The organism is Pseudomonas migulae (genome assembly GCF_024169315.1).
GTDB lineage: Bacteria > Pseudomonadota > Gammaproteobacteria > Pseudomonadales > Pseudomonadaceae > Aquipseudomonas > Aquipseudomonas migulae_B.
Genome location: NZ_JALJWR010000001.1, coordinates 6,498,254 through 6,522,058 on the forward strand (window position 1 = coordinate 6,498,254; position 23,805 = coordinate 6,522,058).

The window sequence follows — 23,805 nt, forward strand, 5'->3', positions numbered from 1 at the left end:
TAGAGGATTCACCCCATGAGCAAGATCGAAAAAGTCCTGGCCACCGGCAAAACTCACACCACCGCCAGCGCTGCCGGCAACACCTCGCGCGGTCACAATGGCAGCCTCGACATCACCCTGTCGACGCCGGGCACTGCCAAGCCAGCCCACGTATTCGCCGCGACCCAGCCGCACCCGACGGCCGAGCAATTGTTCGCCGGTGCATGGTCGGCTTGCTACACCGCAGCGGTCGGTCTGGTGGCCAATGACTTGAACGTGGTGCTGCCGGCGGATCTGTCGGTCGACATCGAAGTCGATCTGGGGCAGGGCGGTGCGGAATACTTCCTTCAAGCCCGACTGACACTGCGTGTACCTGGCCTGTCCCACGAGATCGCGACGACCCTGGCGCACACCGCCGACCAGATCTGTCCGTACTCGAAAGCGACCCGCGGCAACATCGACGTGGCACTGAATGTCCTTACCGTTTAAGCCTTTTTTTAATCTCACATATATCGCGTGCGATAAAAGCGCATACGAAAACAAATCTTGAGGAAATCATCATGAGCAAGATCGAAAAAGTACTGGTCACCGGCAAAACCCACACCACCGTCAGCGCCGCTGGCAAGACCTCGCGCGGCCATAGCGGCAGCCTCGACATCGTGCTGTCGTCGCCCGGCAGCGCCACACCGGCCCATGTGTTCTCGAACACCCAGCCGCACCCGACTGCCGAGCAACTGTTCGCCGGCGCCTGGTCTGCGTGCTACACCGCAGCGGTCGGGCTGGTGGCCAAGGACCTGAACGTGACACTGCCGGCGGACACGTCCGTGGAGATCGAAGTCGATCTGGGCCAGACCGGCCAGGCGTATTTCCTGCAGGCTCGATTGACCCTGCGTGTGCCCGGTCTGTCGAACGAGATCGCAACGAAGCTGGCGCACACGGCCGACCAGATCTGCCCGTACTCGAAAGCCACCCGCGGCAACATCGACGTGGCACTGAACGTCATCACCGAGTGATGCGACAGGACTCGACGGCGCCACGTGGCTGGCGCCGGACGAGTTCACGCCATTGCAAAAAAACGGTGGTGAAAGGGTGCAACAACCTGATCAAATCAGTGGGAGCCCCGTTCGGAGAATCCCATGAATCCTCGATTGCCACCTTTCGCCGCATGGGTTGTCGCGCTCACCTTCGGCGCCTTGTCTTGCGCCGATGCCGTCGAATACACGCAGGTCAATTCGACCGCCAGCACCCTTTCGTTCACTTACAACCAATTCAGTTCGCGGGTCTATGGCACGTTCAGCCAATTCGAGGGCACGCTGGATTTCGACACAACAAACCCCGCAGCAGCCCACGCCGCGCTGACGATCCAGCTCGACAGCATCGATGCCGGCAGCAGTGACGCCAACGAAGAACTGAAAAAGCCCGCCTGGTTCGACACCGCGAATTCGCCAGTGGCGACGTTTGAGTCGACCGCTGTGAAATCACTGGGCAACAACCGCTTTTCGATCAGCGGCAAACTCACGCTCAGGGGCATCACCCGCGTGGTGGAAGTGCCTGTGCAGCTGAAAGCCGAGAACGCCATCGGCATCTTCGATGGCCAGCTGACGCTGAAACGCAGCGATTTCAAAATAGGCGAGGGCGAGTGGGCGGACACCGTGGTTTCCGACGATATCAACATCCGGTTTCGCATGGTTGCGCCGCAGCGGTAGTCGTTGAGCGGCGTCTGAAGTTTCTGATCTGTCGCGGCTTTTCGTCGCTTGCCCTGCCATGGTTTTACTGTCATCGTTTACGCGACTGGTAATCTTTCTTATTTGAGAAATTTTTTCGTATGCGCGATTTTTCCGTGGCTGATGACGATTTCGCCCGTCGTCAGCGGACATTCACCGACCTCTACAGCAATCACCATTCCTGGTTGCATGGCTGGCTACGGAAAAAACTCGGGTGCTCGCACCGCGCGGCCGATCTGGCCCATGACGCGTTCATTCGTGTGCTGACTCTCGCTGAACCTCACACCATCAAGGAACCGCGTGCCTTCCTGGCGACGATGGCGGGGCGCTTGCTGATCGATGGCGCCCGCCGTCGGCGCATCGAGCAGGCGTACCTCGAGGCGCTGGCGATTCAGGCCCATGACGCTGGAATGCCCGACCCCGAAGCGATCCATGTCGCGCTTGAAGCACTGGAAAAAATCGCCGTGATGCTCGCCGGGTTGCCGGCGAAATCCCGCGAAGCCTTCCTGCTCAGCCGACTCGACGGCCTCACGTACAGCGAGATCGCGATTGAATTGAAGGTGTCGGCGAGTACGGTCAAGAACTACGTCGCGAGTGCACTCGTCCACTGCTACAACACCTTGTACGGGGCGGATCAGCCGTCGTGACGAGCATTCATCCACCTTCCGAACAGATGATCAACGAGGCGGCGTACTGGTTGACGCTGTTGCACGACGATCTGGCCACTGACGCGGACCGCGAGGCCTTCGATGCCTGGCGCGATGCCGACCCGCGACACGCGGTTGCCCTGGAGCGCATGCGTTCGCTGTGGGGCAGTTTCGATGAGCTACCGGCCGCCCCCGCACGTGTTGCCCTCAAGCATGCCTTTGCCCGTCGGGGCTCGACGGCGTCGAGTCGTGGGGTTCAGGCCATTGCGTTGCTGGGTGTGTTGGTCTGTGGCTGGATCGGACTGGACAACATGCCGGTGTGGTTTGCCGATCAGCGCACCAGCGTGGGTGAGCGGCGCGAGGTGGCGCTCTCGGACGGCAGCCATATCCAGCTCAACAGCAACTCGGCGGTGGACGTGAAGTTTGACGGGCAGCAGCGCGTGATCGAGTTGCTGGCCGGGGAGTTGTGGGTGGAAGTCGCCAAGGACGCCAAGCGACCGTTCGTGGTGCGCACCGATCAAGGCACCGCGACGGCGCTGGGCACGCGTTATCTGGTGCAGCGCGCAGCCGATGGTTCCACCGTGGTCAGCGTGCTCGAGTCTGTCGTTGCCGCTCAACCGAACGGTGCCGCAGCGGTGAAACTCAAGGCTGGAGAGAAAACCACGCTCAAGGATGGCCGGGTGCAAACCCCTCAGCCCATCGGTAACACCGACCCGGATGCCTGGACCCGAGGCCTGCTCAAGGTCGATGACCAACCCCTGAGCGAAGTGCTTCAGGCCCTCGCCAGCTATCGCCACGGTCTGGTGCGTTTCGACGAACAGGCGTTGCAAGGGTTGCGTGTTTCCGGGGTATTCCGCCTTGACGACACAGACGCAGCGCTCGCGACACTGGCCGACAACCTGCCGATCACCGTCGAGCACTTCACCGATTTGCTGGTGGTGATCAAACCCCTCTGACACCCCAACCTGTAGGAGCGAGCTTGCTCGCGATGGACGTTAACGAAGACGCGTACTTTCTGAATGAACGAGGCGTTCTTGAGTCCATCGCGGGCAAGCCTCGCTCCTACAGGTTTGGCCCTACAAAAAAATATTAATGCAAATCGCTCGCATTCGTTGTCTGTTTTTTCGACATGGCCGTCATGGTTAGTAACGCCTTCCATTTCGCAGGATTTCCCATGTCACGCTTTGCTCGTCCGTTGCATCCACTGGCGCTTTCAGTGGCGATGGCTTTTGTCGCGGTGCCGCTGCTGGCGGCCGAATCGCCGGTCGCTGGTGCACAAACCAGTGCTGTACGCAGTTTTTCAATTCCGGCCGGGGATTTGAGTCAGGCGCTGAACAGCCTGGCAGAGCAGGCGGGGCTGGTGTTGGCCTTCGACCCGGCGTTGACGCGGGGCAAACGCAGCACTGGCCTGAACGGGCCATTCAGCACGGGCGACGCACTCGCGCAATTGCTGCGGGGCAGCGGTCTGAGTGCCGTGGCGCTGTCGGCGACGCGCTATCGCATCGAGCCGGCGCCCGAGGCGGTCGAAGGTTCGCTGGAGTTGCAGGCCACCAACATCAACGGCGCGTATCAAAGCGAGAGTCCGACCGGCCCGGTGGCGGGTTACGTCGCGACGCGTGCGTTGTCGGCGACCAAGACCGATACCGCGCTGAACGAAACGCCGCAATCGATATCCGTGGTCACCAAGGACCAGATGCGTGCCCAGGGCGCGGAAAATCTCAACCAGATCTTGCGTTACACCGCCGGAGTGATTCCCGAAACCCGTGGCTCTACCGCCTCGCGACTGGATCAGATGACCATCCGTGGTTTTTCCCCGGCGGTCTATCTGGACGGCTTGCGCATGCCGGGCAGTCGCGACGCCTCGCCGCAAAAAGACTCGTTTGACCTGGAGCGCGTGGACGTTTTGCGCGGGCCATCGTCGGTGCTGTACGGGCAGGCCAGCCCCAGCGGTGTGGTGAACATGGTCAGCAAGCGGCCGCTGGATACGCCGTTCCATGAAATAGGCGTCGAGTACGGCACCTTCAACAAGAAGCGCACAACCTTCGACTTGAGCGGCCCGCTCGATGATCAAGGCGTTTACTCCTATCGCCTGGCCGGTCTGTACGATGAGGCCGATGGCCAACTCGAACACACCGAAACCCAGCGTCAGTCCATTTCATCGGCCTTCACCTGGCGCCCAAGCGATGACACGTCACTGACGCTGCTGGGGCATTTCCAGAAGGACCCGAAGGCGGCCTCGTACGGCTCGACACCGGCGTGGGGCTCGGTGCTGGACAGCCCGACCGGGCGTGACATCGACGTCGATTTCTATGACGGCGACAAGGATTTCGAGAAGAGCGACCGCGAGTATTTCTCCCTCGGTTATCTGTTCGAACACCACATCAACGATGTCTGGACCGTGCGTCAGAACGCGCGTTACCTGCGCAGCGAAGGCGTTTATCGCAGCCTCTACAACAGCAACCTGCGCGCCGATTACCGCACCGCCAACCGGTCGACCATTGCCACCGACGTCGACCTGGATGCCTACACCCTGGATAACCAGGTGCAGGCCAAATTCGACACCGGACCGGTGCAACACACGGTGCTGTTCGGTGGTGATTATCAGAACACCAGCACCGATACCAAATCCGGTTTCGGCACGGGGCCGACCCTGAATATCTTTGACCCGGTCTACGGTGTTCCGGTCGTCACGCCGGCGTTCACCAGCGACGCGACGCAGCGTAACCAGCAGAAGGGCCTGTACCTGCAAGATCAGATCAAGTGGGACAAATGGGTGTTGCTGCTGGGTGGCCGCTACGACTGGGCGACCAACAACAACAGCTCGCTGAATCTGCGCAACAACGTCAAGACCAAAACCTCTCTGGACAGCGAGGCGTTCACCGGCCGCGTGGGGCTGGTTTATCTGTTTGATAACGGTCTGTCGCCGTACGTCAGCTACTCGGAATCGTTCGAACCGCAATCGGGCACCGGCTACGGCGGCTCGGTGTTCAAGCCGACCGAGGGCCAGCAATACGAAGTGGGGATCAAGTACCAACCGCCAGGCAGCAACAGCTTTATCACCGCGTCGATCTTCGATTTGCGCCAGAGCAACGTGCCGACCCTTGATCCGGATCCGACGCACCTTTGCGGCACCGGGCGTTGCCAGGAGCAGACGGGTGAAGTGCGTTCCCGTGGCTTTGAACTGGAAGGCAAGGCCAGCCTCAACGACAACCTGGACATCACCGCTGCGTACGCCTATCTGGACAACCGCATTACCAAGTCCAACAGCACCGTCAACTACGCGCCACTGACCGATATCGCCGTCGGCCCGGCGGTGTCTGCGAAAGGCACCACCAACTATGGCGTTCCTCGCCACACCGCATCGGTCTGGGCCGATTACACCTTCCATGACGGCGTCGCCAAAGGCTTCGGTGTCGGTGGCGGGGCGCGTTATGTCGGCTCGTCCTGGGGCGACACGGCCAACACGCTGAAGGTGCCGGGCTATACGTTGCTGGATGCGGCGATCCACTACGACATCCCGCACATCAACAGCCTCAAGGACAACCTGCGCCTGGCGCTGAACGCCAGCAACCTCGCCAACAAAGAGTACGTCGCGTCCTGCTACTCCTACTCGTGGTGCTGGTATGGCGCACAGCGCACGGTCCAGGCGAGTGCGACGTATCAGTGGTAAAACGCCAATCCATGCCCCGTCATCCCTACGGATGCGGGGCGTGTTCACGCCATCGCAGGAGGCATTGCAGGATCGGTCTTGCAAAAATGCAGTGCCTTGGAAGAAAATGAGATTCATTATCAAATAATCTTCCCCGGGCCTTTTCCATGTCCTCCGCCGACCTCTCGCTGCAACACGCCGTGCATACGCTTTACGAGGACCATCATTCATGGCTCTGTGGCTGGCTGCGCAAGCGAATCGGTTGCGTCGACAACGCGGCGGACCTGGCGCAGGACACGTTCATTCGCGTGCTGACCCAGCGCAAGGCGCCGGAACTGCGTGAGCCTCGTGCCTATCTGAGCACGGTCGCGCGCAGCCTGATGATCGACATGTTCCGCCGTCGAGCGCTGGAGCAGGCCTACCTGGAAACCCTCGCGCTCATCCCGGAACCCGTGGCGTTCTCACCGGAAACCCGCACGCTGATTATCGAAACCCTGATGGAAATCGATCGCTTGCTCGACGGCCTCGGTGGTCGCACCCGCGAGATTTTCCTGATGGCGCAGCTCGATGGCCTGAGCTACGTGGAGATCGGCCGGCGCTTGAGTGTCTCGGTGAATACCGTGAAAAAACACGCGGTGCGCGCCCTGACGCATTGCCTGTTGCTGGTCGAGGATTGAGGCGGTGGCACGTTCTCAAGTCCTGGATCATGCGACCCTCGAAGCCGCCGCTCGCTGGTATGTCGATTTACGAAGTGAGGTGCCGGACGAGGCGACTCGCGAGGCGCATCGGCGCTGGCTGGAGCGCGATCCTCGGCACGCGCAAGCATGGGAGCGCCTCGCGCGTTTGCAGGACAAACTCGGCCAGGTCGCGCCCGGCATCGCTCGCCCGACGTTGACCAACGCTCGCGCCAAACGGCGTGACGTGCTCAAGGTCTTGTCGATCCTGCTGGCCGCGGGCGGGGCGGGCACGCTGGCCTGGAACACCACGCCACTGCCGACGTTGATGGCGGATCAGCGCACCGGCACCGGCGAACGCCGCCGCGTGCGCCTGGACGATGGCAGTCAACTGCAACTCAACACCGCCACGGCGGTGGACATTCGCTACAGCGGCACTGTGCGCGAAGTGCGTTTGCTCAGCGGTGAGATTCAGATCGAAACGGCGCGCGACGATCTGGCGCGGCCCTTCATTGTGCACACGGCCGAAGGCAGCATTCGCGCCCTGGGCACTCGTTTCACTGTGCGCTGCGAAGCAGGCCATACGCAGGTCTGTGTGCAGGAACATGCGGTCGAGGTGCGCTCCGCCAACGCGCCTGGCCCGGCCGTGCGCGTGGATGCCGGTCAGCAATTGAGTTTCGCCAGCGACAGCGTTGGCCCCGTGCAGCGGGCCAACCCTCAGGCCGATGCCTGGACCCGCGACATGCTGGTGGTGGATGACTGGCGGCTGGGCGATTTTATCCAGGAGTTGCAGCGCTATCGCCCGGGTCATCTGGGGTGTGACCGCTCGATTGCAGCGCTGAGAATTTCCGGTGCATTCCACCTCGGCAGTACCGACACGATTCTGGATAACCTGAGCTCGACGCTGCCGGTGCGCATCCGTCGTTTCAGCCGGTATTGGGCGAGTGTGGAAGCGGTTTGATGATGTCCCGGGAAAAATCTTCAGTGAGGGGTTGTTGATTCTGATTCTCGTTCGACTTTGTAGGTAGAGGCGCAACAGACGCCGCCAATCACTGCCACCGGGCGAAAGGAAACTGCATGACCCCTCGCAATCCCTCTATCCGTTTTTCTGCTGTCAAGTTGTCCACCAAACCCTTGAACCGCGCTGTGCATGCTGCGTTGCTGGGCATGGCGCTGGCGGTCCCTGTGGGTTTTGCGGTGGTAGCAACACCCGCGTGGGCACAAACCAATGCCGAGACAGAATTCAATATCCCGGCCGGTTCGCTGGCGTCGGCGCTGACCCAGTTTGCCGCCGCGGCAGGCGTGACGGTTTCGTTCGAACCCGCCTCGGCCGGCGGCCAGAAAACCGCAGGGCTGCGCGGCCGCTACACGGTGGACGCCGGTTTGCGACAACTGCTCGCCGGCAGCAAATTGCAAGCGGTGCAGCATGACAACGGCAGCTATTCGCTGTTGCCCATCGTGGAAGGCTCGGCGCTGCAACTGGGCGCGACCAGTATTTCCGGACAGATGATCGAGTCGGCCTACGGCCCGGTGGACGGATACGTCGCCACCCGCAGCGCCACCGGCACCAAGACCGATACGCCGATCCTGGAAATTCCCCAGGCCATCAACGTGGTGACCGCCGCCCAGGTCGAAACCCAGGGCGCGCGCAACCTGACCCAAGCCCTGCGCTACACGCCCGGGCTGAACACCGGCGGTTTCACCGACCGCAACTCGATTGCCGACGAAATCACCAGCCGGGGTTTCGCGCCCACGCCGCTGTACCTCGACGGTGCCTACATTCCATACGCCGGCAGCCTCGGTGGCGCGCCGCAAATCGACCCGTACACCCTGGAGCGCATCGAAGTGCTGAAGGGGCCGTCGTCGGTGCTGTATGGGCAAAACCAACCGGGCGGCCTGATCAACATGGTCTCCAAGCGTCCGACCACCGAACAGCGCAGTCAGGTCAAACTCGGCGCGGGCAGTTACAACCGGGTGAACGGTGCCTTTGATACCAGCGGCCCGCTCGACGAGCAAAAGGCGTTCACCTATCGCCTCATCGGCGTCGCGAACAAAGGCAACGAGCAGGTCGACCACACCCACAGCGAACGCATGCTGCTGGCGCCGAGCCTGATCTGGACGCCCAACGACGACACTTCGCTGACGCTGTTGGCGCAGATCCAGCGCGATGACGGCCTGGAGGATTATCAGTCGCTGCCAAGAATCGGTTCGCTCGATCGCGGCCCCACCGGGCAGAAAATCGACCGGGATTTTTTCTCCGGCGACACTCGCTTCAACGACTACAAACGTAATCAGTATGTCTTCGGCTACGACTTCACCCACAACTTCACCGACGACCTGAAATACCGTTCCACCGCGCGTTACACCGACGTGCGCGACCGTTACAAAGGCCTCTACCTGCGCGCCTTCGCCACCGATGCGGCGGGCGACACCGATTACACCCGCGTCAGCCGTACCAAAGTCGATTGGCGCCAGCACAACATCGCCTACACAATCGATAACAACCTGGAATACAAATTCAACACCGGCGCCCTGGAACACACCACTCTGGCGGGCGTGGATTACCGTCACTTCAACCGCAAGTACGATGGCCTCAACGCTTACAACGTGACCCCGGTCAACCTCTACGGCAAGAACAACTTCGACACCAGCGACGCGGTTCCGGTGCTGGATACGAAGTGGGACAACACCCTGCGCCAGACGGGTGTGTACCTGCAGGACCAGATCAAACTGGACCAGTGGATCCTGACCATCGGTGGCCGCGAGGACTGGGCAGAGATCGACAACAAGGACATCCTTGCCCGGTCTGTCGCTTCACAGCGTGACCATAAATTCACCGGCCGCGTGGGCCTGACCTACGTCACCGAATTCGGCCTGGCGCCGTACATCAGCTACTCCGAATCGTTCCTGCCGACCATTGGCACGGCGGCACCGGAGCGGGGCGGCAAGGCGTTCGAACCGACCGAGGGCGAGCAATACGAAGTGGGGGTGAAGTACCAGCCGTTCGAGAAGACGCTGATCACCGCGTCGGTCTATCAGATCAAACAGAAAAACGTGCTGACCGGCGACGACGATTATCCGCAGTATCAATCCCAGGACGGCGAAGTGCGTTCGCGCGGCGTCGAACTGGAAGTCAAATCCAGCCTCGACAACATCGACGTGCTGGCTGCGGCGACCTACATCGATTCGTTCTACACCAAGAGCAGTTACGGCGATCAGGGTAACCGCAACGAAGCCCAGGCGCCGGTATCGGCCTCGTTGTGGGCGGACTATCACTTCACCCAGGCGACCCTCAACGGCCTGACCTTCGGCGCGGGCGCGCGATACACCGGTCGCAAGCCGGGTGATTCGTCCCACTCGTTCGAAGTGCCGTCCTTTGTCGTCTACGACACCACGATCAGCTATGACATGGGCAAACTGGACCCGAGCCTGCGTGGTTTGCAGACGCGCCTGAATGTGCAAAACGTCTTTGACCGTGAGTACGTTTCAGACTGCAACTATTCGTTTGGCTGCTACTACGGGCAGGAGCGCGTGGCGTCGGTTGAAATGTCTTACGACTGGTAACGGCGTTGCCAAGGGCCCCATCGCGGGCAAGCCCGCTCCCACAGGGTTTTGTGCTGTTCACGCTCTTTGTGCAACAGCCTGGATCACTGTGGGAGCGGGCTTGCCCGCGATGGGGCCATGAAATCCAGTACAGCGACCCACTGACACCCCTCGGTGTCAGCCCCGATACCGCAACGCCTCCAGCAACAACGCAAACGCTGGCGAAGCCTGACGACGGCTCGGGTAGTAAAGGTGAAACCCGGCAAACGGTGCGCACCAGTCTTCAAGCACCGGAACCAATCGACCGGCCGCAATGTGCGGGGCAACGAGGTCTTCCGGGATGTAGCTCAAGCCAAAACCGTCGAGCGCTGCGTTCAGGAGTTGGTACACACCGTTGAAGGTCACCTGACCCGACACGCGAACATTCAGGCTTTCCTGGTCCTTGTTGAATTCCCACGTGTACAACCCGCCTTGGGTGGGCAGTCGCAGGTTGTTGCATTGATGCTCCGTCAGATCGCGCGGCGAAACGGGTTTTGAGCGCCCGACAAAATACGCCGGCGAGCCCACCACCAGCATGCGCATGTCCGGGCCGATACGGGTCGCGATCATGCCTTGCGCCACGTCTTCGCCCAAGCGCACACCGGCATCGAAACCCTGCGCAGCGATGTCGACGAAGCTGTAGTCGCAGCACACCTCCACCGAGATGTCCGGGTACTTCGCCAGGAACGGTTTCAGCACCGGCCATAAAATGAATTCCAGCGCATGGTCCATCGCATTGATGCGGATGTTGCCTGCCGGTCTGTCGCGCAAATCACTCAGCGCGGCCAGTTCGATTTCGATTTCTTCAAAATGCGGGCCGACCGTTTCCATCAGGCGCCGGCCGGCCTCGGTGGGCGATACGCTGCGGGTCGTGCGGGTCAACAGGCGCAAGCCCAATCGGGCTTCCAGACCGCGAATCGTATGGCTCAGGGCCGACTGGGAAACACCGAGTTTACCGGCCGCCTTGGTGAAACTCCGCTCCCGCGCCACCGCGAGGAAGGCAAGCAGATCGTTGGCATTTTCCCGAAGCATTGATGAGTGTCCTTCATAGGTCTTAATGGATTCTAGCGACTAATCAGGAGAGTGCGCTGCGGGTAAATCAAGGGGGAGGTCGACTTCAAAAATGACCTGTAGGAGCGAGGCTTGCCCGCGAAGAACGATGACGCGGACTGCCTGATGAACCGCGTTATCGTTCTTCGCGGGCAAGCCACGCTCCCACAGGGATCGTGGCGTGATCAGATCATCGGTGGCAGTTTTTCCAGAATCTTGTCCAGCGTGATCGGGTACTCGCGAACCCGTGCGCCGGTGGCGTTGTAGATCGCGTTGGCAATCGCCGCGCTGACGCCGCAGAGGCCCAGTTCGCCAACACCCTTGGCTTTCATCGGTGATGACATCGGGTCGGTTTCGTCGAGAAAAATCACTTCCTGATGTGGAATGTCCGCGTGCACCGGCACTTCGTATCCGGCCAGGTCGTGATTGACGAAAAAGCCCCGGCGCTTGTCCACCACCAGTTCTTCCATCAACGCCGCACCGACGCCCATGGTCATGGCGCCGATCACCTGGCTGCGGGCCGACGTCGGGTTGAGGATGCGCCCGGCGGCGCATACCGCAAGCATGCGCCGCACGCGGGTTTCCCCTGTGGCGACGTCGACGCCGACTTCGACAAAGTGCGCGCCGAAGGTCGATTGCTGGTACTTCTTGCTCAGTTCAGCGAACTCGATCGTGTCCTCGGCGACGATTTCACCGCTTTGCGCAGCCTCGCCCAACGGCACGACTTTGCTGCCGACCCGCACCGCACCGTCGACGAATACCGCCTCATCCGCGCTCACGCCCAAACGTTGCGCGACCGCTTCGCGCAGTTTCACGCACGCGGCGTACACGCCTGCCGTCGAGCAGTTGGCACCGAACTGCCCACCCGAACCGGCCGACACCGGAAAGCTTGAGTCGCCCAGGCGCACGACGACTTTATCCAGCGTCACACCCAGCATTTCCGCTGCGGTCTGGCCGATGATCGTGTAACTGCCGGTGCCGATATCGGTCATGTCGGTTTCCACCGTGACGATGCCCTGATCGTTCAGTCGAACCCGGGCGCCGGACTTCACCAGAATGTTGTTGCGAAACGCCACCCCGACGCCCATGCCGATCAGCCAGCGCCCATTGCGTTGCGTACCCGGTTGCGCATGTCGCTTGCTCCAGCCAAACCGGTTGGCCCCGGTGCGCAGGCATTCGACCAGCAGCCGCGTGGAAAAAGGCCGGGCAGGGTTGGTCGGATCGACTTGAGTGTCATTGAGGATGCGGAACTCGATGGGGTCGAGGTTGAGCTTCTCCGCCATCTCGTCCATGGCAATTTCCAGTGCCATCAGGCCAGGGGTTTCGCCCGGTGCGCGCATGGCGTTGCCTTCCGGCAAGTCGAGCGTCGACAGCCGCATCGTCACCAGGCGATTGGCACTGGCATACAGCAATTTGCTTGGTTGCGCGGCGCGTTCGACTTTGCCGCCGGGCAAATCGCCGGACCAGCCTTCGTGACCCATGGCGGTGATCTTGCCGTCGCTCGTGGCACCGATGCGGATGCGTTGAATGGTCGCCGGGCGGTGCGTGGAATTGTTGAACATCATCGGCCGGGCCAGCGCGACTTTGACCGGCCTGCCAGCCAGGCGCGCACCCAGGGCGGCGAGGACCGCATCGGAACGAATGAACAACTTCCCACCGAAACCACCGCCGATGTAAGGCGAAATCAGCCGCACGTTTTGCTTCGGCACGCCGAGGGTGGTCGCCAGATCGGTGACGGACCAGTCGATCATCTGGTTGGAAGTCCACAGCGTCAGTTGGTCACCTTGCCAGGACGCCATCGAAGCGAAGGGTTCCATCATCGCGTGGGCCTGATCGGGCGTGGTGTAGGTCTCGTCCAGTTGCACCGGCGCTGCGGCGAATGCGCCGGCAAAATCGCCATGGCTGACGTCTGCCATCTGGTCCTTGGCTTCCACCGCCGATTCGCGCGTGCTGGCGAGATCGAACGCGCCCGGCGCGCTGACGTAATTCACGTTGACCAGTTGAGCAGCGGTTCGCGCCTGTTCGAAGGTGTCTGCGACCACCAACGCAACGGCCTGGTGGTAATGCTGAATCTCGGGACCGCCGAGCAGTTTCGCGGTGTTGTATTTGCCGAGGCCGAGCTTGCCGGCGTTGGCGGCGGTGACGATAGCGATCACGCCGGGTGCTGACTGCGCCTGTTCCAGATCCATCGAGGCAATGCGCCCCTTGGCAATGGACGAACCGACCACCACGCCATACGCCTGGTTCTTCACGGCATCGTGGTGTTCATAGGCGTAGGGCGCGAGGCCGCAGGTTTTCAATGGCCCTTCGATACGGCTCGTGGGTTTGCCGACCACTTTCATCTGGTCGATAGGGTTGGTCGTCGCGGGGGTGTCGAATTTCATGCCTGAGCCCTCGCTTGCGCCATCACCGAGGCGAGCGTGCGCTCGACCAGCGTCAGTTTGAAGGCGTTTTCATGGGGGGGGGTAGCGCCGGCGAGCAACTGTTCGGTCAGCGCTTTGGCACCTTGCGACATCGCCGACTCGGCCGCCTCCAGACGCCACGGCTTGTGCGCGACACCGCCGAGTGCGACGCGGCCCGAGCCGTCCTTGTGAATCACTGCACCGACCGAGATCAGGGCGAAGGCATACGAAGCGCGGTCACGCACTTTTTGATAGATATGCGTGCCACCGAGCGGCGCCGGCAGTGTGACCGCGGTGATCAGCTCGTGCGCGGCCAACGTGGTTTCGATGTTCGGCGTGTTGCCCGGCAGTCGATGGAAGTCCGTCATCGCAATGACCCGCGTGGTGCCATCGGGTCGGACGGTTTCAACCTGTGCATCGAGGGCGCGCATTGCCACGGCCATGTCGCTGGGATGGATAGCGATGCAGGCGTCGCTGACGCCGATGATGCCGAGCGAGCGACTGAAGCCATTGATGGCCGAACAGCCGCTGCCGGGGTCGCGCTTGTTGCACGGTTGATGGGTGTCATAGAAATACGGGCAGCGGGTGCGTTGCAGCAGATTGCCCGCGGTGGTCGCGCGGTTGCGCAACTGGCCGGAGGCGCCGGCGAGGAGGGCGCGGGACAGCAGTGCGTAATCCTTGCGGACGCGGGCGTCGGCGGCGAGATCGGTGTTCCTGACCAGCGCGCCGATGCGCAAGCCGCCTTCAGGCGTCGCTTCGATTCGGTCGAGGGCGAGGCCGTTGACGTCGATCAGATGCGTCGGCGTCTCGATTTCCAGCTTCATCAGATCGAGCAGATTGGTACCGCCGGCGATGAACCGTGATCCGTTGACTTGAGCGGCCAGCGCCGCGGCTTCGGCGGGCGACTTGGCGCGTAAGTAAGTAAAGGGCCTCATGCGCTGGCCTCCGCGACTTCGGTGATCGCCTCGATGATGTTGGAGTACGCGCCGCAGCGGCAGATGTTGCCGCTCATGCGCTCCTGGAATTCGCTGGCGATCAGTTGCGGCTGATCGGTGAGGCTGGCGCTGGCATGGCTGGGAATGCCATCACGAATCTCGCCCAGCACCGCCACTGCCGAACAGATCTGCCCCGGCGTGCAATACCCGCATTGATAACCGTCGTGCTTGATGAACGCCGCCTGCATCGGGTGCAGTTTGTCCGGTGTGCCGAGCCCTTCGATGGTGGTGACCTTCGAGCCTTCGTGCATCACCGCCAGGGTCAGGCAGGAATTGAGGCGCCGGCCATCGACAATCACTGTGCACGCGCCGCACTGACCGTGGTCGCAGCCTTTTTTGGTGCCGGTCAGTTGCAGGTTTTCGCGCAGCGCGTCGAGCAGCGTGGTGCGAGTATCGACGTCGAGGTCACGGGGTTCACCGTTGACCGTGATCGAGAGTGTTGAAGTGATCGGCCGGGCGGCATTGGCGGCAGACGCCTGCGCGCAGATGAACGGCGGAAGCGCCAGCGCCGTCGCGGTGACGGCGCCGACAATCAGGAAGTGGCGTCGGGATATGGCTGTCGGGTCACGGTCATCCATTGGTTCGATTCCTGTGCGTAGTCGGCATCGCCGGTGCTTATCAGAAAGAGAGACCCCTGTGTCAGCGGAAGGTTTTTGCCGATTTCGGCTATAGAGTCATGCGTGTGGCTCATGAATCCTTTTTGGCCGGGACGCACTGTGGGAATACTAGAAAGGTTTGATCGATCGAATAAGGGCATCAAGCCGCATGAAGTCATGAACCGGATTCATTAATGGCGGGATGATGGGTTGTTGCTTATGGCCCCTTCGCGAGCAAGCCCGCTCCCACAGTGGATCTTCGACGTACACATATTTCATGTTCACTGAAGATCCACTGTGGGAGCGGGCTTGCTCGCGAAGAGGCCGGTACATTCAGCGCAACTGCCAACGGACACCCCCCCGCGGTCCCGCCAGCACGTTATGATACGCACGCCCGTCCGCCCCCAGAGTCCAGAGCCTCAATGCCCCAGATCACCCACTTCAAAACCCCGTGCCCCGAGCACCTCTCCAGCCAGATCCTGCAGATGGTCGTCGACAACCTGACCGACATCAGCATGGTCGCCATCCCGCCGAGCAACCTGTTGTACAACGTGTACCAGTACGCGATCGGCTATGAGGTTCACCTTTATCTGGAGGCGTTGAACGGGGCGAAAGGGATTGCGGTGGAGTTGATCGTCGCCACGGACGTGGACGATCCGGAAACGGTGATCGGTTTCTTGCTGTACCTGCCGGTCCAGGACGATCCCGAGGCGTGCGGCGTGGCGTACATGGCGGTGCAGGCCGGTCATCGGCGTCAGGGCGTGGCGCGCAAGATGCTGCGGGAAATGGTCGGTCGCTACCCGCATGCCGAGCTGACCTGCGCGGTGGCCAAGGTGCCGTGGTTTGAGTCGATGGGCTTTCAGGTGGTGGGTGCGCGCGGTACTCAGGTGCTGATGAACACCCGCGATCATCGCTCTGACGGCTTGATGGGATTGCTGGATGTGGCGTCGATCTACAGCTCGCTGGAGGTGCGGCAGATTCATACTTACCTGCTGCAAAAACACGGCAAGCGGGCGATGCTCGATGCGGAAAAACAGCGTGACCGACATCTGGATCAGCTGACGTACAAGGCCGGTGAGTTTGTGCGCGAGCGGTTGGGCGAGTAACCGCGCTCGCCCAACCAACTCGATCAACTGTGGGAGCGGGCTTGCTCGCGAAGGCGGTATTACATTCAGCATTTATGTTGACTGAAGCACCGCCTTCGCGAGCAAGCCCGCTCCCACATTGGACCCGGTCTGCGTTAGGAAAGCTTCACATTCATGGTGATCCGCGCCGTGAACACCTTCCTGCCTTCAACGTCGAGAATGTCCACCGGCACGAGCTTGTCGCCTTCCGTGGTCCAGTCTACGTCGCCGCCATCGGCCACTGCCGTGACGTCGGTTTTTGCCTTCGCCAGGTACTCGACCGTCATGCCTTTTGGAATCCAGCGTGCCCCTTCGGGAATCGACACGTCGGTCATCATCCCCGCCGCCAGTTCAGCCGCATTGCACATCGCAATGGCATGCACGGTGCCCAGGTGGTTGGTGATTTCCTTGGCAAACGGCACCTGCACGGTCGCCGAGCCTTTACGCAACTCCGTGACCAGCGGGTTGATGGTGCTGAAGTAGGGCGCCACCTGGCAGGCCATTTTGCTGAAGGCTTGCGGACCCGCGCTGTTAAACATGCTGAGGAACTGACTCATTTTGAAACCTCACTGATGATCGGGTTGGCAGAATATTGTTCCGTTACAGAATAATGTTCTGTAACGGAACAGTATTCTGTCGACGGGAAATCTGTCAACCTAGTCCCACTTGTCCGATGGCCGTCACCTGCCTTCACCATTGATTTTTTGGGACTGTATTGAGCATGGAAACGTCAGATTTACTCGAGCGCTGCTACCCGGGAAGACGCGCCGAACTCAAGCGCGATATTTTTCGAAAGGCCCTCGCACTGTTCAACGAGCAGGGGATCGAGGCCACGACCATTGAAATGATTCGCGCCGAATGCGACACCAGCGTGGGCGCGATTTATCACCACTTCGGGAACAAGGAAGGTTTGGTGGCCGCGCTGTTTTTCACCGCCCTGGACGATCAGGCCAGGTTGCGCGACCGCTATTTGAGCGACGCGACAACCACGCAAGAAGGGGTGTATGCGCTGGTGCACAGTTATGTGGATTGGGTCGACAGCCAACCCGAATGGGCGCGCTTCCAGTACCACGCGCGATTTGCCGTCACCAAAGGGCCTTTCAAGGACGAACTGGCGACCCGCAACAAGGTGCGCAACAAGCAACTGCTGGAATGGCTGTCGGCGTCGGCCAGAGGCGATGAATTGAAAGGTGCTCCCGCGGAATTGATGCTGTCGCTGATCATTGGCCAGGCAGACAACTATTGCAGGACCTGGTTATCGGGCCGGGTAAAAGCCAGTCCGAAGGTGTACAGGGACAAGCTTGCACAAGCGGCGTGGCGATCGATTTCCGACGACTGAACAGCACAAAGCCCGGTCAGATGCCGGGCTTTTTGTTGTCTGTCATTCGTGCACCTAAAAAAGAGCCTCAACGCTCTTTGATGGGGAGGAAGTAGAGCCCTTGAGGCTCAAGATGCACGTGAAACAAGCGGTGAGCTTGGTAGGGGTTCAGATCACTCACCACTGCGCAGCCGCTTGAGTTGAGCAAACAAACAGCTGCGCATAATCATCGTAGGAAGATGGGGTTTGGCGCTCAAGTACCGCTAGTCGCCTTGCCACGCGCGCTTCTTTCAACCATGGCGACGATGGTTTCGAACAGCTCGTCCTGCGCCTGCCCGGCGCTGATTTCGCCCGTCGCGGCAGCGTGGGACAAGGCTTCCGCCGCACCGAGCATCGCCCGCAAACCCGCTGCCGTGATCTCGCCCGAGCCCGCGAAGGGGGCGAGGGCGGATCGGCATTTATCGAGGAAGATCGCTTCATACTCGCGCTTGATCTTCTCCAGTTCGGGCGAACTGGCTAACGCAGCGATCACGCCCGGGATTTCGTTGCCTTGCAGCAAAACGCAGTCCACGTATGACGAGGCGATCACCTTCGCGGTGCCGACCAGCGTCGGTTCGCTGCGCTCCAGGGCCGCATCCATGACCGCAGTCTGCCGCGCATCGAAGTCTTGATAGAGCGCCGCCAACAATCCGGGGCGTGTCGCGAAATGGTCGTAGACAACGGGTTTGGTGATCCCGGCCTGTTCGGCGAGCCGCCCCAGGGTCAGCGCGTCGGTGCCTTCTTCCCGAACGAGTTGCCAGGCGACGTCCAGCAACTGGCGCAGACGGTCCTCCCGGGACAGGCGTCGACGTGGTGGTGGGGCGGAATCTGGCGCGATTGTTTTGGTGGTTGACATGGCTATGTACCAAAAGTAACTTACTGATTGTAACTTACCAAGAGTATATAAGGTTCGCCTTGTGCTCTCAATCAGGAGTTTCCATCATGCATACCCTCATCGTTGTTGCTCATCACAGTCCCGATTCGCTGACCCACAGCCTCGCGGGCCGGATCACTGAAGGCCTGACCGCCAGCGATCCCGCCAACACCGTGGAATTTGCCGATCTGTTCGCGGAAGGATTCGAACCGAGGTTCGGCGCTGCGGATTTTGCGGTGCATCACCGGGAAGCGTCACCGCCCGCCGATGTGATCGCCGAACAGGCACGAATCGACCGCGCCGACCATTTGGTGCTGGTCTATCCGGTCTACTGGTGGTCGATGCCGGCGATTCTCAAAGGCTGGATCGATCGGGTGTTCACCAACGGCTGGGCGTTCGATTTCACGGCGGACAGCCTGGAGAAAAAACTCGGGCATATGCGGGTGCATCTGATCGGTGTCGGTGGTGCCGATGCGGGCACGTTTGATCGACACGGTTTTACTGAGGCGATGAGAACGCAGATCGACCACGGCATTTTCGATTACTGCGGTGCTCAGGTGCTGACGTCCGAGCTGTTCCTCGAGTCGGAAAGCCAGGACCCGGCGGTGCATCTGGACGCCGCACGAGCCTTGGGTCTCAAGCTCCTGACGGCGTCCGGACACCCCGATCCCGTTACGCCTGTTCGCCCGGCCAACCGGCCCGACGCAAGGCTTTGAGCAGCGTTTCGGCGTCCAGTCCCGGCACCGCATGACCATTGCTTTCGGCGGTGTCGGAGGCCAGCAGGGCGTTGATGATGGCTTCTTCCACCGCTTCGGTGGCGGCCAGGAACAACTCGCTGATGTGGTCGTTGTTGACCATGCTCAGGTTGTCTGTTGTCGGCGCTTTCTTGGTTTCATAAGCTGCGGGCGGAACGTCGTTGCCGGTGGCGAACGCGATGAAGATGTCGCCGCTGTGGTCTTCGTTACCGCCGCCGGTGCGCGCGAGGCCGAGGCTGGCGCGCTGGGCGAGGCGGGTGCATTGATGCGGCAACAGCGGCGCATCGGTGGCCAGGCACACGACAATCGAACCCATGCCGGGATGCGGCAACGAGGCCTTGAGAAACGGCGAGTCAGCCTGTTCCATGTAGCGCCCGACCGGATAACCGTCGACGCGCAATTCGTTGCGGATACCGTGGTTGGCCTGGACGATGGCGCCAACGGTCCAGCCGCCCTGAACAGCGCTCAGACGGCGTGACGCGGTGCCGATGCCGCCCTTGAATTCGTGACAGATCATGCCGCTGCCGCCACCGACCGATCCTTCGGTCACCGGTCCGTCCGTTGCCGTACGCAGCGCTTCGGCCACATGGTCGGGCTTCACGTGAAAGCCGTTGATGTCGTTGAGCAAACCGTCGAAGGTTTCCAGCACCACCGGCATGTTCCAGTAAAGGCGTCCGTCGTCGGGTTGCTGTTCACGGTCCAGGACAATCAACGCATCGCGCACTACGCCCAGGCTGTGGGTGTTGGTGAAGGCGATCGGGCTGGTCAACAGGCCGGCTTCGCGAATCCACTCAAGGCCGGTCGCATCACCGTTGCCGTTGAGGACATGCACGCCGGCGAAGCACGGGTGCTGACTGGTGGAACCGGCGCGCGGCTCGATCACGGTGATGCCGGTCAGGATGTCGCGACCCTTCGCGCTGCGGCCGCGCACATTGCTGTGGCCGACCCGGACGCCGGGTACATCGGTGATGGCATTGAGCGGGCCAGGTTGCAGTTGGCCGAACTGGAGGTTCAGGTCACGGGCACGTGGTTTCATCGGTTCTCTCATCTTCAATTCGTGGCAGAAAAAAAATCGCAGGGCTAGACGCGGACCCTGGTGGGAGCGGGCTTGCTCGCGAAGGCGGCGTGTCAGTCGACATCCTCTTTGCCTGATACACCGCTTTCGCGGGCAAGCCCGCTCCCACAGGTATTGCGGTGGGTTCACTGACCGTTTTTGACTTTGCTCCAGATCCGCGTCCGCACCCGCTCGGTGGCCGGCGGTAGCGGCTGAAGGGTGAACAACGTGGCCAAGGCTTGCGCGGACGGGTACACCGCCGGATTGTTGCGGGTCGCTTCGGCCACCAGCGGCGTCGCACTGCGGTTGCCGTTGGGGTAGTTGAGGTGATCGCTGACCGGGGCAATCACATCAGCGCGCATCAAGTAATCGATGAACGCCAGCCCCTGCTGCGGGTGCGGTGCATCCTTGAGCAACACGAGCGTGTCGAACCACACCGGCGCGCCTTCCTTCGGCAAGCTGTAGGCGATCTTCACGCCGTTGTTGGCTTGCTCGGCGTTGGTCTTGGCTTCGAGCATCGCGCCCGACCAGCCCACCGCGACGCAAATGTTGCCGTTGGCCAGGTCGCTGATGAACTTCGACGAGTTGAAGTAGGCGATGTGCGGACGCAGTTTCAGCAGCAGCGCTTCAGCCTTCTTGTAGTCCTCGGGGTTGGTGCTGTTGGGTGGCAGGCCAAGGTAGTGCAGGGCGACCGGCAGCATCTCGGACGGCGAGTCGAGCATGGCCACGCCGCACTGGCCGAGCTTGGCCAGGTTGGCTTCGTCGAACACCAGCTCCCAGGAATCCACCGGCGCCTTGTCGCCCAGCGCGGCGCGAACTTTGTCGATGTTGTAGCCGATGCCGTTGGTGCCCCACAGGTACGGCACGGCGTACTGATTACCCGGATCGTTGTGGGCCAGTTTCGCCAACAGATCAGCGTCCATGTTTTTGAAATCCGGCATCTGCGCGTGGGGCAGGGGCGCGAGGGCGCCCGCCTTGATCAGGGTCGGCAGGCTGAAGTTGCTGGCCACCACCACGTCATAGCCGCTGCGGCTGGTGAGCAGTTTTCCTTCCAGCACTTCGGCGCTGTCGAACGTGTCGTAGACCGGCTCGATTCCGGTGTCGCGCTTGAAGTCGTGCAGGGTGGTGGGGCCGATGTAGTCATACCAGTTGTAGACGTGAACCGTCGGGCCCTCGGCAGCCACCGCCGACAGCGAAACGCACAGGCAGGCGCTCAGCCCAAGATTGATCTGTTGACGGGGACGACTCATGATGCGGCACTCCTGGCCTGCTGCAGGCCGGTGATGAACAGGTGCTTGCAGCGTATCGGCGGGCCGGGGACTCACCCATTCCCATCATGGGTTACTCGAAAGGGGTAGAGCGTGGACGCGTTGCTGAAAGAGTTGCCGGTGCACCAGAGCCTGGCGCGGGTATTTGGCGCGTTGGGGCAGGACGGTTTCTGGCGGGCGCTGGTCGATACGCTGCGACTGCTGGTGTCGCTGGACAACGCCTTGGTCGCGGTGATGCAGCCTGGGCGAGTGCCGCGCCTGCTGATTGATTTCGACACCAAGGGTAGCGGTGACGAACCTGAAGAACTGGCGAGTTACAGCGCCGGCATGTACTTGCTCGATCCGTTTTATCAGGCGGCCTGCGCCGGCATCGCCGACGGTTTGCACAGCCTCGAATCGGTGGCCCCCGACCAGTTCCAGCAGAGCGAGTACTACCTGAGCTACTTCCGCTCGGTGGTGGGCGGCGACGAGTTGCAGTTCATGATCAATGCCGACGGTGCCGTGCTGGGATTGTCCCTGGGTCGCTCGACGCGCTTTACCCTAGAAGAGCAGGGTCGTCTGCTGTGTATGCGTGACTGGGTGTTGGCCGCGATGCGCCGTCACCTGCAACTGATGCCGCCGGAAGGCCCGGCCGCCGAAGCCGTGACCGGGGATCTGGCGACCCTGCTGGATCGCTTTGATGCGCGTCTGACGGTGAGGGAAATCGAAACGGCGCGCCTGATTCTTCAGGGTTTCTCAAGCAAGGCGATTGCCCAGCAACTGGGCATCTCGCCGGAAACGGTGAAGGTGCATCGGCGCAATGTCTATCACAAGCTCAATGTGAACGGACATGGGGAGTTGTTTGCGTTGGTGTTGCAGCCGCGTTGAACCGAGGGTGATCAACTATAGATCCCGGTAGGAGCGAGCTTTTGTGGCGAGGGGATTTATCCCCGTTCGACTGCGCAGCAGTCGCAAATTAGGTGAATGCGGTTTATCTGAGACACCGTAGTCACTGGTTTAAGGCCGCTTCGCAACCCAACGGGGCGGTGCGACGTCTCGCCAAATCCCCTCGCCACAGAAGCTTGCTCTCACAGAAAACGGGGCTCAATCCCCGAGCTGGAACACCAACGCCTTCAACCCGCACTCGACATCCGCATCCGGAAACTCCGGCGGATTCTCCAGCCGCTGCTCAAACCGCAGGCTCGGCGCTTCACGCATGACGCCCTCGATAAGGAAATCCGCACCGAACGCCGGGTCATTCATGCATGCCAATACCGTGCCCTGCGCCGTGAGCAATTCCGGCAACCGCCGCAGCACGCGCTGGTAATCCTTGGTCAGCAAAAAGCTGCCTTTCTGAAAGGACGGCGGGTCGATGATCACCAAGTCATACGGGCCTTTGCCGATCACCTTGCCCCAGGACTTGAACAGGTCGTGGCCGAGAAAAGTCACCTTGCCGAGGTCATGCCCGTTGAGCCGGTGATTGTCGCGGCCACGGCTCAGGGCCGGGCTCGACATGTCCAGGTTGACCACGTGTTCGGCGCCACCCTCGATGGCCGCTACCGAAAAACCGCAGGTGTAGGCGAACAGGTTCAACACGCGCTTGCCCTGGGCATTGGCGCGCACCCAATCGCGGCCGTAGCGCATGTCGAGGAACAGCCCGGTGTTCTGCTTGCGACCCAGGTCCACACGATAGCGCAGGCCGCCCTCGGTGATGGTCATGTCCTCGATCACTTCCCCGACCAGCCATTCGGTGGTGCTTTGCAGCAGATAACGATGCTGCAGCGCCAGGGTATGCGCGCCGGATTGCGTCCACTCGGGTGAACGGGTGATCTCCATCAGCCGCTGTTTCAACTCATCGAGTTGCGCCGCTTCAGGCTCCTTGAACAGCGACACCAGCACCACGCCCTGCAGCCAGTCGACGGTCAGTTGCTCCAGCCCCGGCCAGCAGCGACCGCGACCGTGGAACAGTCGACGGGTTTCTGCGGGGGCCGTTGCCAGGGCGGTCAGCAGATGGTCGTGGAGGGTGGTCAGCGCTTCTGAATTCATCGGGTCGGGTCGGCGATTTGAGGGGGCGGCATTTTAACCACAATTGGCAA

22 protein-coding genes are annotated in these 23,805 nt (G+C 61.3%); 13 read left to right on the forward strand and 9 right to left on the reverse strand.

Translation table 11 applies throughout. The features are described 5' to 3' along the window. Positions 1-15: 15 nt before the first annotated feature. The 9 genes from J2Y86_RS29955 (at position 16) to J2Y86_RS29995 (ending at position 10,237) form a co-directional block, all read left to right on the forward strand. A complete protein-coding gene (locus J2Y86_RS29955) occupies positions 16-468 on the forward strand; it encodes an Ohr family peroxiredoxin (protein WP_253439932.1) in 453 nt (150 codons plus the stop codon). Positions 469-539: 71 nt separating this feature from the next. Continuing rightward, positions 540-992, forward strand: a complete 453-nt coding sequence (locus J2Y86_RS29960; RefSeq protein WP_253439935.1) for an Ohr family peroxiredoxin — start codon at positions 540-542, stop codon at positions 990-992. Between the two features lie 123 nt (positions 993-1,115). After that, positions 1,116-1,685 carry a YceI family protein gene (locus tag J2Y86_RS29965; RefSeq protein ID WP_253439938.1) on the forward strand — a complete coding sequence of 190 codons (570 nt, stop codon included), beginning with the start codon at positions 1,116-1,118 and terminating at the stop codon, positions 1,683-1,685. 119 nt (positions 1,686-1,804) lie between these two features. Beyond that, positions 1,805-2,350 (forward strand): sigma-70 family RNA polymerase sigma factor, encoded by a 546-nt coding sequence (locus tag J2Y86_RS29970; RefSeq protein ID WP_253439941.1) that lies wholly within the window; start codon positions 1,805-1,807, stop codon positions 2,348-2,350. Next, the gene (locus J2Y86_RS29975) at positions 2,347-3,306 is read left to right on the forward strand and encodes a FecR family protein (protein WP_437180673.1); all 960 of its coding nucleotides are present in this window, start codon (positions 2,347-2,349) and stop codon (positions 3,304-3,306) included. Before J2Y86_RS29970 ends, J2Y86_RS29975 begins: the two co-directional genes overlap by 4 nt. Before the next feature lie 218 nt (positions 3,307-3,524). Continuing rightward, positions 3,525-6,020 carry a TonB-dependent siderophore receptor gene (locus J2Y86_RS29980; RefSeq protein WP_253439944.1) on the forward strand — a complete coding sequence of 832 codons (2,496 nt, stop codon included), beginning with the start codon at positions 3,525-3,527 and terminating at the stop codon, positions 6,018-6,020. Between the two features lie 146 nt (positions 6,021-6,166). Beyond that, positions 6,167-6,676: a sigma-70 family RNA polymerase sigma factor gene (locus J2Y86_RS29985; RefSeq protein ID WP_253439947.1), complete on the forward strand. Its 510-nt coding sequence runs from the start codon at positions 6,167-6,169 to the stop codon at positions 6,674-6,676. Positions 6,677-6,680: 4 nt separating this feature from the next. Then, positions 6,681-7,634 carry a FecR domain-containing protein gene (locus tag J2Y86_RS29990; protein WP_253439950.1) on the forward strand — a complete coding sequence of 318 codons (954 nt, stop codon included), beginning with the start codon at positions 6,681-6,683 and terminating at the stop codon, positions 7,632-7,634. Positions 7,635-7,750: 116 nt separating this feature from the next. Continuing rightward, positions 7,751-10,237: a TonB-dependent siderophore receptor gene (locus J2Y86_RS29995; protein ID WP_253439952.1), complete on the forward strand. Its 2,487-nt coding sequence runs from the start codon at positions 7,751-7,753 to the stop codon at positions 10,235-10,237. Between the two features lie 156 nt (positions 10,238-10,393). Here J2Y86_RS29995 and J2Y86_RS30000 read toward each other — a convergent pair whose 3' ends face one another. The 4 genes from J2Y86_RS30000 to paoA form a co-directional block, all read right to left on the reverse strand. Further along, a complete protein-coding gene (locus J2Y86_RS30000) occupies positions 10,394-11,287 on the reverse strand; it encodes a LysR family transcriptional regulator (RefSeq protein WP_253439955.1) in 894 nt (297 codons plus the stop codon). Between the two features lie 203 nt (positions 11,288-11,490). Next, positions 11,491-13,689 (reverse strand): aldehyde oxidoreductase molybdenum-binding subunit PaoC, encoded by a 2,199-nt coding sequence (paoC, locus tag J2Y86_RS30005; RefSeq protein ID WP_253439958.1) that lies wholly within the window; start codon positions 13,687-13,689, stop codon positions 11,491-11,493. After that, positions 13,686-14,642 (reverse strand): FAD binding domain-containing protein, encoded by a 957-nt coding sequence (locus tag J2Y86_RS30010; protein ID WP_253439961.1) that lies wholly within the window; start codon positions 14,640-14,642, stop codon positions 13,686-13,688. The genes paoC and J2Y86_RS30010 overlap by 4 nt, the downstream gene beginning before the upstream one ends. Beyond that, the gene (gene paoA, locus J2Y86_RS30015; RefSeq protein WP_253439964.1) at positions 14,639-15,280 is read right to left on the reverse strand and encodes an aldehyde dehydrogenase iron-sulfur subunit PaoA; all 642 of its coding nucleotides are present in this window, start codon (positions 15,278-15,280) and stop codon (positions 14,639-14,641) included. Before paoA ends, J2Y86_RS30010 begins: the two co-directional genes overlap by 4 nt. Before the next feature lie 440 nt (positions 15,281-15,720). On the opposite strand from paoA, the gene J2Y86_RS30020 reads away from it, so the two are divergent. Beyond that, entirely contained in the window at positions 15,721-16,404 is a 684-nt protein-coding gene (locus J2Y86_RS30020; protein WP_253439967.1) for a GNAT family N-acetyltransferase, read from the forward strand. A gap of 134 nt (positions 16,405-16,538) precedes the next feature. Here the strand turns inward: J2Y86_RS30020 and J2Y86_RS30025 are convergent, their stop codons facing one another. Further along, positions 16,539-16,979 (reverse strand): hotdog fold domain-containing protein, encoded by a 441-nt coding sequence (locus J2Y86_RS30025; protein WP_253439969.1) that lies wholly within the window; start codon positions 16,977-16,979, stop codon positions 16,539-16,541. A gap of 164 nt (positions 16,980-17,143) precedes the next feature. On the opposite strand from J2Y86_RS30025, the gene J2Y86_RS30030 reads away from it, so the two are divergent. After that, entirely contained in the window at positions 17,144-17,761 is a 618-nt protein-coding gene (locus tag J2Y86_RS30030) for a TetR/AcrR family transcriptional regulator (RefSeq protein WP_253439972.1), read from the forward strand. 232 nt (positions 17,762-17,993) lie between these two features. Here the strand turns inward: J2Y86_RS30030 and J2Y86_RS30035 are convergent, their stop codons facing one another. After that, complete coding sequence (locus J2Y86_RS30035) at positions 17,994-18,635, reverse strand: TetR/AcrR family transcriptional regulator (protein ID WP_253439975.1); 642 nt, start codon at positions 18,633-18,635, stop codon at positions 17,994-17,996. Positions 18,636-18,721: 86 nt separating this feature from the next. Here J2Y86_RS30035 and J2Y86_RS30040 point away from each other — a divergent pair, with 86 nt between their 5' ends. Continuing rightward, on the forward strand, positions 18,722-19,369 hold the full coding sequence (locus J2Y86_RS30040) for an NAD(P)H-dependent oxidoreductase (RefSeq protein WP_253439978.1): 648 nt from the start codon (positions 18,722-18,724) through the stop codon (positions 19,367-19,369). Here the strand turns inward: J2Y86_RS30040 and J2Y86_RS30045 are convergent. Both J2Y86_RS30045 and J2Y86_RS30050 read right to left on the reverse strand, forming a co-directional pair. Beyond that, positions 19,326-20,444 carry a DmpA family aminopeptidase gene (locus tag J2Y86_RS30045; RefSeq protein ID WP_253439981.1) on the reverse strand — a complete coding sequence of 373 codons (1,119 nt, stop codon included), beginning with the start codon at positions 20,442-20,444 and terminating at the stop codon, positions 19,326-19,328. The two genes, J2Y86_RS30040 and J2Y86_RS30045, sit on opposite strands and share 44 nt — an antisense overlap. A gap of 164 nt (positions 20,445-20,608) precedes the next feature. Further along, positions 20,609-21,712: a polyamine ABC transporter substrate-binding protein gene (locus tag J2Y86_RS30050; RefSeq protein ID WP_253439983.1), complete on the reverse strand. Its 1,104-nt coding sequence runs from the start codon at positions 21,710-21,712 to the stop codon at positions 20,609-20,611. A gap of 111 nt (positions 21,713-21,823) precedes the next feature. Between J2Y86_RS30050 and J2Y86_RS30055 the strand changes: the two genes are divergently transcribed. Further along, complete coding sequence (locus J2Y86_RS30055; RefSeq protein WP_253439985.1) at positions 21,824-22,597, forward strand: helix-turn-helix transcriptional regulator; 774 nt, start codon at positions 21,824-21,826, stop codon at positions 22,595-22,597. Between the two features lie 216 nt (positions 22,598-22,813). Here the strand turns inward: J2Y86_RS30055 and J2Y86_RS30060 are convergent, their stop codons facing one another. Then, positions 22,814-23,755, reverse strand: coding sequence for a class I SAM-dependent methyltransferase (locus J2Y86_RS30060; protein WP_253439988.1), 942 nt, complete (start codon positions 23,753-23,755; stop codon positions 22,814-22,816). Positions 23,756-23,805: the final 50 nt, after the last annotated feature.

Excerpts from the sequence above, each read along its gene's own strand:
- J2Y86_RS29955 (WP_253439932.1), top strand. The coding sequence starts at position 16 with ATGAGCAAGATCGAAAAAGTCCTGGCCACCGGCAAAACTCACACCACC.
- J2Y86_RS29960 (WP_253439935.1), top strand. The coding sequence starts at position 540 with ATGAGCAAGATCGAAAAAGTACTGGTCACCGGCAAAACCCACACCACC.
- J2Y86_RS29965 (WP_253439938.1), top strand. The coding sequence starts at position 1,116 with ATGAATCCTCGATTGCCACCTTTCGCCGCATGGGTTGTCGCGCTCACC.
- J2Y86_RS29970 (WP_253439941.1), top strand. The coding sequence starts at position 1,805 with ATGCGCGATTTTTCCGTGGCTGATGACGATTTCGCCCGTCGTCAGCGG.
- J2Y86_RS29980 (WP_253439944.1), top strand. The coding sequence starts at position 3,525 with ATGTCACGCTTTGCTCGTCCGTTGCATCCACTGGCGCTTTCAGTGGCG.
- J2Y86_RS29985 (WP_253439947.1), top strand. The coding sequence starts at position 6,167 with ATGTCCTCCGCCGACCTCTCGCTGCAACACGCCGTGCATACGCTTTAC.
- J2Y86_RS29995 (WP_253439952.1), top strand. The coding sequence starts at position 7,751 with ATGACCCCTCGCAATCCCTCTATCCGTTTTTCTGCTGTCAAGTTGTCC.
- J2Y86_RS30000 (WP_253439955.1), bottom strand. The coding sequence starts at position 11,287 with ATGCTTCGGGAAAATGCCAACGATCTGCTTGCCTTCCTCGCGGTGGCG.
- paoC (WP_253439958.1), bottom strand. The coding sequence starts at position 13,689 with ATGAAATTCGACACCCCCGCGACGACCAACCCTATCGACCAGATGAAA.
- J2Y86_RS30010 (WP_253439961.1), bottom strand. The coding sequence starts at position 14,642 with ATGAGGCCCTTTACTTACTTACGCGCCAAGTCGCCCGCCGAAGCCGCG.
- paoA (WP_253439964.1), bottom strand. The coding sequence starts at position 15,280 with ATGGATGACCGTGACCCGACAGCCATATCCCGACGCCACTTCCTGATT.
- J2Y86_RS30020 (WP_253439967.1), top strand. The coding sequence starts at position 15,721 with ATGCCCCAGATCACCCACTTCAAAACCCCGTGCCCCGAGCACCTCTCC.
- J2Y86_RS30025 (WP_253439969.1), bottom strand. The coding sequence starts at position 16,979 with ATGAGTCAGTTCCTCAGCATGTTTAACAGCGCGGGTCCGCAAGCCTTC.
- J2Y86_RS30030 (WP_253439972.1), top strand. The coding sequence starts at position 17,144 with ATGGAAACGTCAGATTTACTCGAGCGCTGCTACCCGGGAAGACGCGCC.
- J2Y86_RS30035 (WP_253439975.1), bottom strand. The coding sequence starts at position 18,635 with ATGTCAACCACCAAAACAATCGCGCCAGATTCCGCCCCACCACCACGT.
- J2Y86_RS30040 (WP_253439978.1), top strand. The coding sequence starts at position 18,722 with ATGCATACCCTCATCGTTGTTGCTCATCACAGTCCCGATTCGCTGACC.
- J2Y86_RS30045 (WP_253439981.1), bottom strand. The coding sequence starts at position 20,444 with ATGAAACCACGTGCCCGTGACCTGAACCTCCAGTTCGGCCAACTGCAA.
- J2Y86_RS30050 (WP_253439983.1), bottom strand. The coding sequence starts at position 21,712 with ATGAGTCGTCCCCGTCAACAGATCAATCTTGGGCTGAGCGCCTGCCTG.
- J2Y86_RS30060 (WP_253439988.1), bottom strand. The coding sequence starts at position 23,755 with ATGAATTCAGAAGCGCTGACCACCCTCCACGACCATCTGCTGACCGCC.